The 16340-nt window shown below is 52.2% G+C and carries 15 protein-coding genes; 9 read left to right on the top strand and 6 right to left on the bottom strand.

Features of this window, described 5'->3' with window-relative positions:
* Positions 1-57: 57 nt before the first annotated feature.
* Positions 58-1467 carry a sigma-54 interaction domain-containing protein gene (locus tag B2Z72_RS11005; protein ID WP_296985018.1) on the bottom strand — a complete coding sequence of 470 codons (1410 nt, stop codon included), beginning with the start codon at positions 1465-1467 and terminating at the stop codon, positions 58-60.
* A gap of 291 nt (positions 1468-1758) precedes the next feature.
* Between B2Z72_RS11005 and speB the strand changes: the two genes are divergently transcribed.
* The 5 genes from speB to B2Z72_RS19320 all read left to right on the top strand — a co-directional run bounded on the left by speB (position 1759) and on the right by B2Z72_RS19320 (position 6791).
* On the top strand, positions 1759-2670 hold the full coding sequence (speB, locus tag B2Z72_RS11000) for an agmatinase (protein WP_296985112.1): 912 nt from the start codon (positions 1759-1761) through the stop codon (positions 2668-2670).
* A gap of 83 nt (positions 2671-2753) precedes the next feature.
* Complete coding sequence (locus tag B2Z72_RS10995) at positions 2754-4085, top strand: purine-cytosine permease family protein (protein WP_296985016.1); 1332 nt, start codon at positions 2754-2756, stop codon at positions 4083-4085.
* A gap of 11 nt (positions 4086-4096) precedes the next feature.
* Positions 4097-5548, top strand: coding sequence for an aldehyde dehydrogenase family protein (locus tag B2Z72_RS10990; RefSeq protein ID WP_296985014.1), 1452 nt, complete (start codon positions 4097-4099; stop codon positions 5546-5548).
* Positions 5545-6585 (top strand): iron-containing alcohol dehydrogenase, encoded by a 1041-nt coding sequence (locus B2Z72_RS10985; protein ID WP_422664287.1) that lies wholly within the window; start codon positions 5545-5547, stop codon positions 6583-6585. The genes B2Z72_RS10990 and B2Z72_RS10985 overlap by 4 nt, the downstream gene beginning before the upstream one ends.
* Positions 6582-6791 (top strand): hypothetical protein, encoded by a 210-nt coding sequence (locus B2Z72_RS19320; RefSeq protein ID WP_422664286.1) that lies wholly within the window; start codon positions 6582-6584, stop codon positions 6789-6791. Before B2Z72_RS10985 ends, B2Z72_RS19320 begins: the two co-directional genes overlap by 4 nt.
* Positions 6792-6830: 39 nt before the next feature.
* Here B2Z72_RS19320 and B2Z72_RS10980 read toward each other — a convergent pair whose 3' ends face one another.
* On the bottom strand, positions 6831-7688 hold the full coding sequence (locus B2Z72_RS10980) for a hypothetical protein (RefSeq protein WP_349676755.1): 858 nt from the start codon (positions 7686-7688) through the stop codon (positions 6831-6833).
* A gap of 228 nt (positions 7689-7916) precedes the next feature.
* Here B2Z72_RS10980 and B2Z72_RS10975 point away from each other — a divergent pair, with 228 nt between their 5' ends.
* From B2Z72_RS10975 to B2Z72_RS10960, 4 genes are read left to right on the top strand one after another with little or no spacing between them, the layout of a single operon-like run.
* A complete protein-coding gene (locus B2Z72_RS10975) occupies positions 7917-8414 on the top strand; it encodes a MarR family winged helix-turn-helix transcriptional regulator (protein WP_296985011.1) in 498 nt (165 codons plus the stop codon).
* Positions 8414-10558, top strand: coding sequence for an FUSC family protein (locus tag B2Z72_RS10970; protein WP_296985010.1), 2145 nt, complete (start codon positions 8414-8416; stop codon positions 10556-10558). The genes B2Z72_RS10975 and B2Z72_RS10970 overlap by 1 nt, the downstream gene beginning before the upstream one ends.
* Complete coding sequence (locus B2Z72_RS10965) at positions 10548-10748, top strand: DUF1656 domain-containing protein (protein WP_296985008.1); 201 nt, start codon at positions 10548-10550, stop codon at positions 10746-10748. The genes B2Z72_RS10970 and B2Z72_RS10965 overlap by 11 nt, the downstream gene beginning before the upstream one ends.
* A gap of 2 nt (positions 10749-10750) precedes the next feature.
* Positions 10751-11758 (top strand): HlyD family secretion protein, encoded by a 1008-nt coding sequence (locus B2Z72_RS10960; protein ID WP_296985007.1) that lies wholly within the window; start codon positions 10751-10753, stop codon positions 11756-11758.
* A gap of 6 nt (positions 11759-11764) precedes the next feature.
* Here the strand turns inward: B2Z72_RS10960 and B2Z72_RS10955 are convergent, their stop codons facing one another.
* From B2Z72_RS10955 to B2Z72_RS10940, 4 genes are all read right to left on the bottom strand, one after another.
* Entirely contained in the window at positions 11765-12550 is a 786-nt protein-coding gene (locus B2Z72_RS10955; protein WP_296985005.1) for a flagellin, read from the bottom strand.
* Between the two features lie 289 nt (positions 12551-12839).
* Positions 12840-14324, bottom strand: a complete 1485-nt coding sequence (gene der / locus B2Z72_RS10950; protein ID WP_297004793.1) for a ribosome biogenesis GTPase Der — start codon at positions 14322-14324, stop codon at positions 12840-12842.
* A 114-nt stretch (positions 14325-14438) separates the two neighbouring features.
* Positions 14439-15656 carry an outer membrane protein assembly factor BamB gene (gene bamB / locus B2Z72_RS10945; RefSeq protein ID WP_296981427.1) on the bottom strand — a complete coding sequence of 406 codons (1218 nt, stop codon included), beginning with the start codon at positions 15654-15656 and terminating at the stop codon, positions 14439-14441.
* A complete protein-coding gene (locus B2Z72_RS10940; RefSeq protein WP_296981425.1) occupies positions 15656-16330 on the bottom strand; it encodes a YfgM family protein in 675 nt (224 codons plus the stop codon). The genes bamB and B2Z72_RS10940 overlap by 1 nt, the downstream gene beginning before the upstream one ends.
* Positions 16331-16340: the final 10 nt, after the last annotated feature.

Raw genomic sequence — 16340 nt, 5'->3', positions numbered from 1 at the left:
AAGACGAGAAGAGTCATGACAGACCCTCTCTTTGGGTCTGTCAGATCCAGCTCAAAACTACACCCTGGTAGTCAGGCCGTATTTCTGCAGTCTGCGTATCACACTGGGCTGGCTGATTTTAAGTTTTTCAGCCAGCTCATAACTCGATTTACACTGTGAAAGCGCGTCTTCAATAATGCGTTTTTCATAGTGCTCCAGCAGGGTCTTCAGCCCCTCGCCCGGCATATGAGTCAGCTCCGGTAACATCCCGTTGCTCTGTTCATCCGTTATCGCACTTTTCGCATCGGTAACAGCGCCTGAAGAAGTTGTTGCTGAATAGCGTCTGCGCTCGCTGGTATCGGCGACTTCAATACACTGCCCTGGGGCAATCACATACCAGCGTTCCAGAGTATTTTTAAGTTCGCGAACGTTACCCAGCCATTCGCGGTGCTGCAGATCGGACAAAGCGGCATCAGAAATATATTTGGTGTCGTTGTACTGTTGATTCAGTTCATTGATAAAGCTGTGCACCAGCACCACGATATCACTGCGCCGCTCACGTAAAGCAGGTACATAAACCGGGAAGCCATTAATACGGAAATACAGATCGAGACGGAATTGTCCGTCGTCCACCATTTTCATCAGGTCGCGGTTGGTTGCGCACATCAGGCGGAAATCGGCTTTATAGGTTTTTGTGCTGCCAAGCTTACGGTATTCACCATCCTGCAAAACTTTTAACAGCTTGGTCTGCAGCTGCGCCGGCAGTTCCCCAACTTCATCGAGGAACAAGGTTCCCCCGCGCGCCGCCTCCAAAACACCTTCTTTGCCTTTACGGTCTGCGCCGCTGAAGGCACCCGCTTCATAACCGAAGATTTCCGACTCGAAAATACTCTCAGGAATGGCCGCGCAGTTAATATCAATAAAAGGCCCGTCACGGCGCTGACTCTGCTCGTGGGCAAAACGGGCAAGCTCGGTTTTCCCTACCCCGGATTCGCCCAGAAAAAGCACCGACAGATCGGAAGCGGAAATTCGCCGGATGAGTCGCACAACTTCGGAGAGAACTTTACTGCGATACACCAGATGCGGCGTGTTTTCTTCCGTTTCTGACGCCAGTTCCTGAGCCCTGCTTTTCTGCAGCGCCTCGAATTCCTGTTGCAACAGATTGAAGTCAGTAAGGTCGCGGGAAAAACTGACCACCCGGGCCAGCTCACCCTCTTCATCGAACACAGGAAAACCCATCGCCATCACATGCAAACCCGCCGTGGTGGTCTGCATCACCTGAACTTCACGCCGCTGGGCAATCACTTCCAGTGTCACCGAGGGTTTCAGTACGTCGGCTTTTTCCAGCTCATCGACCCGCCGACCAATCACTTCCTGAAAAGGGATACCGTAAATCCGGTAAAAATTAGCGCTGGCACTGAGGATATACCCCTGCCCGTCGGTAATAACGATGTTGTCGGAAGACCGCTCAAGGATCACCTCAAACATGTGTTGATCAATTCTGCTGCGAAAGGCCACCTGATTTCTCATCCCGTCTGATAAACACGCTGATTTGCATGATTCAGTTATGAATCGTGATTCAAATTTAAATCACTTACTGCCCGCAATCAATTCAAAAATGAATCGAAATACCAGATTAAATATGTAAACTGTTGATTTTTAACGATTTATTTCTGTGGCACAGGCGTTGCTATAACCGTTTATGGCCGAACAGCCAGTACAGCTAAGGAGCACTACGTGAGCAAGAAACCTTTTAATCAGCCCCTGAGTGGCAACGCCATGCCGCGCTTTGGTGGCCCGGCAACCATGATGCGTCTGCCAACTCAGGAAACCGCAGAAGGCCTTGATGCCTGTTTCGTCGGGATTCCCCTGGATATCGGTACGTCTAACCGCCCGGGAGCGCGACTGGCACCACGCCAGATCCGTGATGAATCGCGCATGCTGCGACCATTCAACGTCTCCACCGGCGCTGCGCCATTTGAAAGTCTGCAGGTTGCCGATATTGGTGACGTCGCCATCAACACCTTCGATCTGAAGAAAAGCATCGACATTATCGAGCAGGCTTACGATGAAATCCTGCAGCACGACTGCGCACCGCTGACCTTAGGTGGTGACCATACCATCACGCTGCCGGTTATCCGCGCCATCGCCCGCAAACACGGTCCGGTCGGTTTGATCCATGTGGACGCACACGCCGATATTAACGACGACATGTTTGGTGAAAAAATCGCCCATGGCACTCCCTTCCGCCGCTTATACGAAGACGGTGCACTGGATGCCAACCGTGTGTTCCAGATTGGTCTGCGTGGCACAGGTTACAGCTCAGACGAGTATGACTGGAGCCGTGATAAAGGCTTTACCGTCGTTACCGCCGAGCAATGCTGGCACAAATCACTGGCGACATTAATGGCTGATATCCGCGCCAAAATGGGCGATGGCCCGGTGTACATCAGTTTCGACATTGATGGTCTTGACCCGGCTTATGCACCCGGTACCGGCACTGCGGAAATTGGTGGTCTGACGGTTCCGCAGGCGCTGGAAATTGTGCGCGGCTGTAAAGGTATGAATATTGTTGGTGGCGATCTGGTGGAAGTTTCACCACCGTACGACAGCACAGGCAACACCGCGCTGCTGGCTGCCAATATCCTGTACGAAATGCTCTGTGTACTGCCAGGTACGCTCTATAAATAACAATAAATTTTTTAAATAATTAAAAAATCCCACAACACGATAGCTCAACTCTTTTTAAAGCTACACTATATGGGAACATGAATATGCACTTGAACAGCGGGCACGACACCATTCTGCCGACCAAACCGGAAGACAGAAATCTGGGGCTTATTGGCACCATTTTTCTTTGGACGGCAGCAACACTGGTGACACCAACCATCATGACCGGACAGATGTTCATTCCTGACGTCAGTCCGTCCTCTGCCTTTTTTATGGTCCTGTTAGGATCTGTTCTTGGCTGTATCGCTCTGGCGTCGGTCGCCATTATCGGCACCCGGACCGGACTGCCAACCTTTATGATTGCCCGATCGACTTATGGCTATCACGGGTCTAAATTTTTTGCCGCACTGAACGTCGTTATTCTCACCGGCTGGTCGCTTATTCAGGGCTATCTTGGGGCTCTGGCACTGAACAAAGTCACCACCAGCCTGTTTGGTTTCGACAATATCCTGCTGGCGATTTTTATCACCCAGGGACTGGTGATGGCGATTACCATTCTTGGGCACACCGGCATTCAGAAAATCGAAGGCATTGCTTCCTCTCTGATGCTGATTATGGCGCTTGCCGTCACCTATAAGCTGCTCAGTGAAAATGGTCTGGGCGAGTTAAAAAATCTGCCATTATCCGATACTCCGAGCCTCAGCATTGCGATTGTCTTTGATATCGTACTGGCCACGGCGTTCTCATGGATCACCCTGCCATGTGACTACAACCGTTACTGCCGCTCAGTCAAAATCAGTGCGACGGGTATTGTTGGCGGTTATATGCTGGGAACCATCATCGCCATGGGACTGGGTATTCTGGTTGGTGCCTACGCGATTCTGGGCGGCCATACTCCGACTTACGACCCTTCCGATATTATGCAAGGGAAATTTGTCGTCATCGGTTCGCTGGTGATGTTCTTCTCGGTGGTTACCACCAACATCATGAGTCTCTACAGCATCTCCATGAGCAGCATGGCGGCCCTGCCGAAACTGCGCTTCTCTACCGCGGTGATCTTCTGGGGCGTGCTTATTATCGCCGGAACCTATATGCAGGATATCCTGATGGCGTCCTTCTTTGACTGGGTATTACTGGTCGGCGCGCTGATGATTCCGGTATTTGCCATTGTCATCACCGACTTCTATGTCATCCGTGGTCGCGTGCTGCAGGACGACTCCGTGAACTTCACCGGCAAACAGGGTTTTGATGTAAATCCGGCAGCGGTTCTGGCCTATGTGCTGAGTGCCGTTTTCGCCATTTACTTTACCTATGTAGAGCCTCTGGCCATCGGCTCTACCGCGCCAACCTTTATCTTCTCTGCCGTCAGCTATTTTGCTTTCAAAATAATCGCCGACAGCATCAGCAGTAAGCAGGAAACATCCCTGCAGGATTGAAGTAATCAAATATGATTCAGATTAATCATTATATACAGGGCAGGAGGAAGGCTTCGCAGCCTTCCCAGCTGCACCCTGCGCTCAACCCTTATAACGGCGAAACCATTGCCGAATTTCCTTACGCCAGCGCAGAGGAAGTTAACAGTGCGGTGGAAAGTGCCGCTGAAGCATTTGTCCATTGGCGTCGCAGCGAGTCCCGGCAGCGCGGTGAGTACCTCACACGCATGGCAGACGAAATTGAAAAGCGCGCGGAGCAGATTGCCACAGCAATCAGCCAGAGCTGTGGTAAGCCCATCAGCGAAGCACGGTTTGATGTACAGGATTCTGTCGATTGTTATCGTTATTATGCCGACATTGCCAATGGGCTGGATGACAATAACAACCTCAGCGTCACCGTCAGCGATAAAGCGTTCAGCAGTCGCCTGCAATATCAGCCAACCGGTGTGGTTGCACTGATTACGCCGTGGAATTTCCCTACGGTTACCACCTCCTGGAAACTGGCGCCGGCGTTAGCAGCAGGCTGCACCGTGGTATTGAAACCGTCGGAATATACGCCGCTGGCAGAATCCTTTCTGGCCGACATCTGCGATGCTGCAGACATTCCGCCAGGCGTGGTCAATATTATTTACGGTGCAGCAGAAGCCGGCAGCCATCTGATTAAGCATCCGTCAGTGCGTAAGGTTTCTTTTACCGGCAGCACAACCACCGGTGCTTTTATCAGCCATGCCTGTGCCGATGATATAAAAAATGTCAGCCTCGAACTGGGTGGCAAATCGCCAGTCATCGTGTTCGACGATGCGGATATTGAGCAGGCAGTGTCTGCGGTGACCGGCGGTATTCTGTTTAATAACGGGCAGATGTGCTCTGCCACATCGCGTCTTTTAGTGCAGCAAAACATTGCGCCGCAACTGCTGCGCAGACTCAGACAAACTTTTGCCGATATGCGCCCGGGTGACCCCGCCGATGACAACTGTGTATTGGGGCCGCTGGCCAATCAGGCGCAATACGAAAAAGTGTGTGCTTACTTCGATATTGCCGCAGAAGAAAAACTGAACCTGCTCACCGGTGGTAAAGCCTTTGCACACCCCACCAGTCAATTTATGGTTGAACCAACCATTTATACCGATGTGCCGCTGAACAGCCGTCTTTGGACAGAAGAAATTTTCGGCCCTGTGCTCTGTACTCACACGTTCACCAGCGAAGACGAAGCCATTGCCATCGCCAACGATTGTGACTATGGGTTAGCAGCCACCATCATCAGTGCAACCGACGAACATGGTGAACGCATAGCCGATCAGATTGAAGCCGGTCATATCTGGATTAATACCGATCAGCGCGTATTAACCGAAACCAGCTGGGGCGGTATGAAAAAAAGCGGACTGGGCCGCGAACTCGGGCCATGGGGTCTGAGCGCTTACCGCGAAGTAAAACATATTACGCGCTGCACAGGAGGCAAAGCATGACATCATCAGTCCATACCACGGCCAACGAAACAGGCAATGAACTGGCCAGTGAACCGACCAATCAGCAGGTCTGGAATTGCTATGTCCCGCCAGTGCATTTTGGCCCTGGCACCGTGTTTAAAGCTTCCGAATTACTCGCTGAACAGAATCTGCAAAATATTCTGGTGGTTACCGACCCCGGGATCGTAGCGCAGCCTTTCTTTGCTGAACTGACCGACAGCCTGCAACAACAGGGGCTGACTTTTTCGGTATTCTCCGCAGTACGCGGAAATCCAACCTCGGTCAATGTCAGCGACTGTACCAGCGCGTTCAGACAGCAGAACTGTGATGCCATTGTGACCATCGGCGGCGGCAGTGCCATCGATGTAGCCAAAGCGGTTTCACTGACGGCCAACAATGATCACAGCCTGTGGGATTTCTGTTTTTTTGAAGATCCGGACAATCTGCCTGCGGTCACTGGCAGTCATTTTTTTGTACCCCTGCTGATTATTCCTACCACAGCAGGAACAGGCTCAGAACTGTCCGGCAGTTCCTGCGTGATTACCGATGTCGACACGCACCGCAAACGTGTGCCTTATCATCCTGATCATTTTCCGTTTGCTGTAATTGATGATCCGCAATTGCTGGCAGGCCTGCCACAGAACCTTACCGCCTGGACCGGGATGGACGCACTGACCCACGCCATCGAGGCCTACAGTGCCCCGTCTTATCATCCAATGTCAGATGGTATTGCACTGGAATCGATTCGCCTGTGTGCACGCTGGCTGGAAAAATCAGTAAACAATGGCAGTGATCTGCAGGCCCGCAGTGAAATGATGGCGGCTTCCAGTATTGCTGCGGTGGCTTTCAGCGCCAAAGGTCTGGGAACGGTTCATTCGCTTGCCCACGCCATCGGTGCACTGTTCGATACTCACCATGGTCTGGCTAATGCCGTATTGCTGCCCTATGTGCTGGCGTTTAACCGTGCGGCCATAGAAGAGAAACTGACAACGATTGCCTCTCTTCTGAATCTGCCGAAAAAGATGGCGCTGCAGTGATTCTATGGATTACGGAATTACGCAGTAAATTGGCGATACCCGCCACGCTGGCCGAGCTGGGCATCGAAGAAAGTGCCCTGTCAGATATTGTTGCACTGGCGCTGCTCGATGCAGAGCACCAGACCAATCCGGTGAGTATGGATGCAGCGGGCTTTATGCAGATTTGTCAGAATGCCTTTGCCGGTACGATTAAAAGCGACCAATAATATCGCTGGATACATACCAAAAACGCCGTCTGAATCCGCTCAGACGGCAAACGGTGTCTGCGTTCCGGGAAAAGGACTGACCGGAGCAGATTCCGGTGAATCCGGATTTTCAGGTTCGCTGAATCCCCACTCGCGCAACAGATACTCTGTAATCGCCTGATCGACTTTCTGTTGAATACCGGGAACCCCCTGATTTCCAAAGATGCGGTTAAATTCAAAAACGTAAGGATGACGGTCCACCATCGCGATATCAAAGCCGCCATGGTTAATACCAAGTTCTGTAGCAAGTCTGGTTACCAGTGCACAGGCTTCCGGCGGCAAAATACCGGTTTCTGCGCTGCCACCACGGGCCAGGTTATTATAGAAACCCTGCTCTGCCTGCAAACGCCAATAGCCACCAACAATACAGTCTCCGGCCCAGATAATCCGCAGGTCCCGGTCAATCGGCAGGCACTCCTGCACATAGATCACCGGCGTCTTTTCAAGATATTTTCGCCAGTCCTGACGGTTTTCGATCAGAAAAACACCTTCTCCCATACTGCTTTTCGGAATCTTGGCAACAAACGGAAGAGGCATCGCATCCCAGGCCTGCTCCGCGGCATAGGGCGTATTGGCATCGATAATGGTCCAGGGCACATTGGCAGGCGCGACAGCGGTAAAACAGCGCGTCATTTCGACTTTGTCATGGCCAATATGATAGCTGGCCGCACTGGGGAAAATGCGCTTTTTAAGGCCATAGATCAGTGAATTAACCTGCCAGTACTGCGGAAAAAGAACCCCGTCAGCATCCATAATATGCTGAATATGGTTGTTCATCTGCTCCGCTTTCAGGTAGTGAGTATTACCAAAGTTGAGCGTGCGGCAGGCATCAAAAGAGATCAGTTTCACGTCAGGCACACAGCAAAAAAGTTGCTGCATTTTATTCATGGCCAGTGCAGACAAAAGCAAATCTTTTTGCTGGTGACGATAAGCAAAGGTCCTGATCCGGACTGCTGTCTGACCGCACTGCCGTCACTGTCCCATTCGCTGGAAAGGATTGTCTAATTTCCGCCGCTATTTATTACCTAAGCCATTTACTACACTAATGTAATAATCATTTATGTAATTTTCTGTACTAAAGTCCCTATGTCTTATTTCTCTGCAGTCGAAAGTCAGCTGGATGACTTTGCTGCCAAATACCCGGAATTTTCCCGCCGCGAAGCCGGGCTGATACGCCTGATTCGTGCCGTTGACCGGCAGATCACCGATCATGCCAACAACAATCTGCGTCAGTTCGGGCTGACCCTGACCGAATACAATGTTCTCACCATGCTGGATGCCAGAGGCAGCGGCATGAGCATTTCCGAGCTGGTAAAACGCACCGGTGAAAAGCCGTCCAACACCACCCGGCTGACAGATCTGCTGGTGAAAAAAAATCTCCTTGTACGGGAGGTAAGTGATAAAGACCGCCGCGTCTGGCTGGTTAAAATCAGCAAAGATGGTAAAGCTCTGATGAAAAAGATGCTGCCGGTGATTAATGAACAACTCAGCCAGCTGTTTCAGGGATTTGACGATGCCCAATATCAGGCTTTGTACAGCAACCTGCACTCCCTGCTGAACACTTCGGATCGCGACTCTCTCTGATGACCAGCCTACAGATTAAAAACTTCTTCACCGACCAGCCGTCGGGGATGCTGGCTTCTGTACGCGAAGCTATGAAAGGTCAGAGCAAAGCCTGGCTGTTTATCTTTAAAACTCTGCTGTCCATGTACATCACCCTGGCACTGGCAATGGCGCTGGAGCTGCCATCTCCAAGCATGGCACTGCTGACCATTCCGATCGTGATGAATCAGCAATCCGGTATGATCATGGCCAAGAGTTTTTTCCGGATTCTTGGCACACTGCTCGGAGCGACAGCCTCCATCACCATTGTCGCTCTGTTTCCGCAGCAGCCTTATCTGATGCTCACAGCCATCGCCTTATGGACAGGGATATGTGCCGCGGGCGCGCTGATGAACAAAGGCTTCCGCGCTTACACCTTCGTACTCAGCGGCTATACCGTGGCCATGATTGTGCTGCCGGTTGTGAACACCCCGGAGGCAATTTTCAGCGTTGCCGTACACCGCTTTTTTGAACTGGTGCTGGGGATGACCGTTACAACCATCGTATTCGATGGCTTGTTTCCGGTGCAGCTGCGCACTCAGGTAAAAAACCTGTCTGAAAGTAATCTCGCGTTTCTGATTGAGGAAGTTCGCCGGGGATTAACCATCCCTGCAAACAGCACCGAAACAGGCGACCGCACTGAAACGAACAAAAGTGATGACGGAACCCTGCAATTTCAGACAGCACAAAAAGCCACCTGCTTCGAGGATCTGTTGAACAACGCGGTGTTTGAGGGCCCCTGGCTGAGCAGTATCAGCCGTGCCTTAAAACGCAGTAATCACTATTTTATGCAGACTGTCACGCGACTGCAGTCGCTGCGCCGGCTGCAGAACCGCTTGCAGGACAAAGGACTGGCTGCCGCAGCTCAGCTGCAAAGTCTGTCGGCACCACTGGCAGAAAGACTGAATCAGGATGTCTCCGACACAGCCCTGCTGGTGCGCGATCTGCAACAGATTGCTGCCCGCTTACCACAACTGCACAACACGCTGAAATACAGCTTACCGCAGGATGAGCATCAGGCATTTGATACCGGCAGCGCCCTGCTGACTCAGTTATTAAAATCCCTGATCCGTTGCCTGCACACGCTGTCAGTGGCGCGTCCGGATGCCGAGAAAAAGAAATTTCCGCGTACCCGCTTCAGCCGCACGTTTGACCCGGTGATGGTCATGCTGACCATGACCCGTACCAGCCTGATCTGTTTTGCTTCAGGAATGTTATGGATCGCCAGCGGCTGGTCTTCGGGTGCTACCGGTATGTTTATTGTTGTCGCTCTGAATATGATGCTGGCACCTCTGCCGAATCCACTGGCTGCGGTAAAAATGGCTGCTATCGGCCATAGTACAGCACCCTTTATTGCGCTCGGCTGTTTTGCCATTCTGCCACTGCTGACGACATTCCCGATGCTGGTGATCGGTACTCTGCCATTTTTCCTGGCGCTGATGTACATAGTCACCCGCCCAAAACTGATGGGACTTGGTATGCCATTGTTAATCGGCTTTATCGTAGCCCTTAACCTTGGTTACAGCGCCAGCGAGGATTATGAGCATTTCTTTAATGAAATGTTTGGTGCCATCGTTGGTGCCAACCTGGCCGCTGTTGGCTTTTTGCTGTTGCCGGGAGTTAACGGTACTCATCGTCAATACAAACGCTTTATGAAATTTCTTGATCAGAGCGTGCATATGGCAGCGACCTCGCCGCTCAATGTACTGGCAGAACATCTGGAAAGCCGTAACCGTGATATCTGCGTGCAAATGGTGTCGCAGTTGCCTGCCGGCAGTCACAGAGCAAAGCGCTTTATTCAGCGTTCATTGATGACACAGGAAACCTGCTACGTGCTGGTATCGCTGCGCGAGGATGTGCAGGACACAGGGATTTCTGAGCAACAGAAACATCTGATCCGTGATGTCATTGATCTGATTAATGAACACTGGCAGGACGGCCATATCAGCGAAACGGGTCATCATCGAATCAATGTTTGTATGGCACTGGCGATGCAAAGTCTGACGTCATCTGCAAACGAGCAGACATTGCGTGAGCACCTGTATCTGCTTGCCGATGTACTTGATGAACAAGTCAGCCAACATTCATCTTCTGAGCATACTGAGGAGGCAATCCTTGCCAGCTGAATTTTCGGTATCCGGCGTCTATTTACCCGGTGGGATACTTTTATTGCTGCTGTTACTGCCGGTCTTTGTACTGACCGACAGAGCACTGCTGCGCATTAATTTCTATCAGATGATGTTTCACCCATCGCTGATACGCATGTCCATTTTCGTCTGTATTTACAGCGTTTGTTACGTTCTTTTTGTGGGTTAATCATGAATAAGTCTTCTGCCATCCACACGACGATTGCCGTCGTAATTATTTTAGCTGCTGCATTATCCGCCCATGCCGCGTGGCTTAATTACACCACTTCACCCTGGACCCGCGATGGCCGCGTACGTGCAGACATTGTACGTGTTTCTGCCGATGTCTCTGGTCTGGTAACTGCGGTCAATGTAAAGGATAACCAGCGGGTCAAAGCAGGTGATGTGTTGTTTACCGTCGACCGTGACCGTTACCGTCAGGCCGTTGAACGCGCAGAAGCGGATCTGGCCTACGCCAAAGCCGACCTCGAAGCTGCACATGCCAACGCGGCCATCGCACAGGCAGATATCAACGCCAATTTAAGCCGCTACCAGATGGAGAAAGAACGCGCCGAACGACGTGAGCGGATGAACGATATGGTTTCCGCAGAAACCATTCACGACAGTCGCTCCGCAGCAATTACTGCCGAAGCAGAACTGCGCCAGTCTGAAGCCGAGAACAAACAGGCAACGGCCAATATCAGCAAAGCCGAAGCTGCTGTGCAGCAGGCAGAAACGACGCTGGATATGGCGCGTCTGGATTATGAACGGGCAGAAGTCCGCGCCGCAGCAGATGGCACAGTGACGAACCTGGATGTAAAAGAAGGCGACTATATCAGTACCGGTGTACCCGCCCTGGCGCTACTGAAAGATAACAGCATGTGGGTGTACGGTTATTTTGAAGAAACCAAATTGCCTTCGGTACACGTCGGTGATCGTGCCGAAGTGAAACTGATGGCCGGCGACCTGATTATTCCGGGTACCGTAGAAAGTATTGCCTCAGGTATTGCCGACACCGCCGCCGCGACAGCGAATAATATGCTGGCGGATATTACCCCAACCTTCAGCTGGATTCGTCTGGCACAGCGCATCCCGGTAAGAGTAAGAATAGATACATCCAAAGTACCGGCCGGTTTTAATCTGGTAGCCGGTATGAGCGCCAGCGTGACCGTCCGGCCGTTTAAAAGTACGGACGAATAACCAGGATCAGCTCAGTAATCTGAGCACATCCGGGGCACGGGCATTGGCCTGTGCCTGTACCGCAATCTGTATCTGATTGCGGATATCTTCATTACTCTGACGTGCTGCCGCCTGCGCCATATCCGTATCGCGCAAACGACTTAATGCAACTGCATTGTCACCGATATTACCGGACAGCCGCTCCATCGTGCTTTCAAAGCGGTTGGCAACCGCACTGGTATCAGCCATGGCCGAACTCAGGCGCTGCAGATCATCGTCGGTGGAATTAATCAGGGTTTCAACATCCGCTGACGATGCAACATTGCCATTAAAGCTGCCCAGCTCCAGAACCTGCATGGGGTCAATCGTAATGGTATCGCCGGCACTTTCGCCGACCTGAAACACCCTCGGCTCGTCTGCGGAAAAAATCGCTTTGCCGTTGAAGGTGGTATTTTCCAGCACGGAGCGGTTTTCATCATTCAGCGCATTGATCTCGGACTGAATGGCCTGACGGTCACTGTCCGATAAAATGCCATTTCCGGCCTGCACTGCCAGTTCCCGGATACGGCTGACATTGGATGACAGGGATTCCAGCGCCCCGGAGGCGGTCTGGGCATAAGAAATCCCATCAGCGGCATTGCGCAGCGCCATACGCTTACCGGCCAGTTCTGCGTCCATACGTGATGAAATACTTAATCCCGCGGCATCATCGGCAGCACTGTTGATACGCTGACCTGAGCTTATCTGCTCTGCAGCAGAAGATTTAGCAGAGTAAGCACCCGCTACCGCCGAACTCAGCGGATTCACCGTCATAGCCACTGTTGCGACCTCCCCTTCAGTGAGATTTAATCAGGGTACGCCTGCGCATTAATGGCGTCTGCGATTGGCTGCCATTTCTGATCAAAAAATCGCCAAAGATATATGACTGTCGTGCAGATGCTGACTTTCCTGAATTCTGGCTGTATCCGCATGCCAGGTAGCAAAAGAAACCATAATGAAAAAAGGAGCCAAAGGGCTCCTTTTGTTTGCGTAATGACCTTGCGTCTTCATACCGGCTTATGTGGCTGACAGCCAATTTTGCTGAAGAAGCACGCGGACCGGATCAGGTTGGCTTTTTGTATTTTTTACGCAGCTGTTTGCGCGCTTTTTCCTGCTTGATCTTACGCTTGTTGGACGTCCGCTCTACAGCCTCAGCGCGTTTCTTACTGGAATGACGCACGTCTTTTTGTTTTTCCGCAAAAGGGTTATCACCCTGGCGGAATTCCATACGGATCGGCGTACCACTGATTTCCAGCACCCGGCGATAGGTATTAGCCAGATAACGCTTGTAGTCTTCCGGCAGCTCATTCGCCATATTACCGTGAATCACAATAACCGGCGGGTTTGATCCGCCCTGATGCGCATAACGCAGCTTAGGACGACGGTTACGCACTACCGGTGGCTGATGGCTGGCAGTGGCATCTTCCAGAATGCGGGTCAGCATATTGGTCTGCCATTTTGCCATGGCCGACTCATAGGCGTTATCGACAGATTCGTACAGATGACCAACGCCGGTGCCATGTAATGCCGAAATAAAATGCATATCGGCAAAGGTCAGGAAGTCAAAACGACGGTCAATTTCCGTTTTAACCCGGTCTTTATCGTCCTGCGTCATGCCATCCCATTTGTTGATGGCAATCACCAGAGCACGGCCGGAGTTCAGCACAAAGCTGAGCATGTGCAAATCCTGCTCGACGATACCGGTACGGGCATCGAGCACCAGAATACAGACGTTACAGTCCTGAATGGCCTGCAGCGTTTTAATAATGGAGAATTTCTCCGCCGCTTCAGAAATATTTTTGCGGCGGCGTACACCGGCCGTATCAATCAGTGTGTATTCCTGACCGTGACGCTCATAGGGAATATAAATGCTGTCCCGGGTAGTACCGGCTTCGTCATAGACCACCACACGATCTTCGCCGAGGAAACGGTTCACCAGGGTTGATTTACCCACGTTCGGGCGACCAACGACGGCGATTTTAATGCCTTTAACGTCAAGCTCTTCGTGCACCGGTGCATCTTCGCCTGCCAGTTCACGGAAGTACTCATCTTCATCTTCCGGCAGCTCTTCCATCACGTATTCGATCAGGGCGGAAATACCGCGGTTATGAGCGGCGGCAATGGCTAACGGCTCGCCCATGCCCAGTTCAAAGAATTCACCAAGAACCAGATCCGGGTTTTTACCGTCGATTTTATTGGCAACCAGATAGGCGTCTTTACCGGAGCGGCGCAGATGCTCAGCGATCATACGGTCGCCATTGGTGATGCCGGCACCAACATCCACCATAAAGAAGACAATGTCAGCATCCTGAATCGCCTGGTAGCTCTGCGCGGCCATGGCAGAATCAATTCCCTCTTCTTCGCCACTGATACCACCGGTATCAACCACGATAAAAGGACGATCACCGATCTTACCCTCGCCGTATTTGCGGTCACGGGTCAGGCCGGCGATTTCAGCCACCAATGCGTCACGGGTTTTCGTCAGGCGGTTAAAGAGCGTGGATTTACCCACATTCGGACGGCCGACCAACGCAATGACAGGAACCATATTCAGGAAACCTCAGTATTCGCCAGCGCGCGGGCTGACGTTTTCAATAATTTTTCTTGGGCAGATAAACAAAACGCCGCAGAAGGCGGCGTTTCGCACAACATCTTCACCAGTTTAGTCTGCTTCGATATCAAGCAACAGCAGCTCGCCCGCATTGGTAAAGATCAGAACACCTTCCGGTGTGGCGACCATTGGGCTGCGGATGCCCATATCGATACCGCGCAGCGCACGCCAGTTGGTACCTTCAGTCTGGTTTGGGTAGCTGATGTGCAGAGGCTTAGGACGCAGCAGAACACGTCCGACCAGCTCGCCATCCACCTGACTCATAACATGCAGATAACCTTCACGGTCAGCCGCCAGCAGCCAGTTACCGTAAGCCGTTACCTGACCTGGCAGCTGGTCACGCAGACCCTTCTGAGTCCACACTTTAGCGCCGCTGTTCTGGTCATAAGCCTGGATCGTACCATCGTCGAGAGTCAGGTAAATATTACCCAGACCCAGCGCCGGGCTGGTATAGGTTGAACCCTCTTCTTCCCAACGGGTTTGTCCGTTGGGAGTGATCGCGGCCAGTTTACCGTGGTAGCTAGCAGCGTAAATTACGCTGCCATCCAGTGCCGGGCTGCCATCGATATCCACCAGTCGTTCCAGCTCTGAACGGCCATCCGGAGTCGCCAGACGTACTTCCCAACGGGGAATACCCAGGGTCTTATCCAGCGCCAGTACTTTACCGGTGGCAAAACCGGCCACTACGAACTGATCCATTACCAGAGGCGTACCCGTGCCACGCACTGAGAGCACCGGCATGGCATTTTCATAAGACCAGGCCTGGCGACCATTGCTGCGCTCAAACGCAGTTACACGACCGTCGACTGTCTGTACGAACACACGGCCACGATCAAAACCTGCCGGAGCAACAGCTTCGCTGCTCATGCGGCTGCGCCAGATTTCTTCGCCATCCTCTGCCTTCAGACAATGAAGATAGCCATCCAGCGTGGCCACAAACAATTGATCACGGTCGCCGCTCACCGCAGAGGATACTTTTGCATCCAGGGTAACCGACCAGATTTTATCGCCATCTTCGAGGCTCATGGCGGTCAGCGCACCGGATGGATCCGCAGCGTAGACCACGGAATTCATCACCAGTGGGTACAGGCGGGTATAAGCCTTTTGCGGGCCTTCGCCGAGCTTTTCACGCCACTTGATATCAATATCCGTCTGATCGTTATAATCAGGCAGTCCGCTCTCCCCGGTGTCAGCCGTTTCGTTTTCCGGCTGGCTGGCACAGGCGGCCAGCAAGACACTGAGAACAACAGGAAGCAGCAGACTGCGCATCAGGCGTCTCCGTCTGTGCTGGCTGCTGCAGCCAGGTTATCAATCTTACGCTGCAGGCCCTGAGTATTCAGGCCCAGGTTCTGTGCGGCAGTCTGAGCGCTGATGTAGGCTGCGCGGGCTTCTGCCAGCTGACCTTTCAGGTACAGAGCATCGCCTTTCGCTTCGTCAAACTGGGGCGCATAAGCGTCCGCAGGAACGGTGGCTACCAGAGCCAGCGCTTCATCGTATTTTTCCTGCTGAATCAGCACATTGGCCAGACGGGACTGCGCCGTGTATTTCACCGGACCTTCATCCGCTGTAGCGATCAGTGCTTTCAGTTCGGTTTCAGCGGCAGCGAAATCACCTTCGTCCGCAGCGAAACGCGCCAGAAACAGGGAACCGAATTGCGCGTAAGTGGTGCTGGCGTAATCTGTTTTTAATTGCTGAGCCAGTGCTTCCATTTCTTCTTTCACAGCGTCTGTCTGGGCAGCAGCTGGCTGTGCTGCCTGCTGAATCAGCTGACTGAACACCTGAGAAGCCGCTTCACCAGTGGCCTGCTGTTTCTCTTTCCAGGTATTCCAGCCGAAAAAACCGCCGCCAGCGATCAGTACGGTGATCAGCAGGCTTTTGCCATTATCAGCCCACCACTTTTTAAGTGCTTCAGCCTGTTCTTCATCGGTACGGATATCAGTCATTCTTCCACGT

Source organism: Thalassolituus sp. UBA6592 (assembly GCF_002433655.1).
Classification (GTDB): Bacteria; Pseudomonadota; Gammaproteobacteria; order Pseudomonadales; family Oceanobacteraceae; genus Venatoribacter.
Note: the sequence above shows the minus strand (reverse complement) of the source record. Positions and strands in the feature narration are given on the sequence as shown.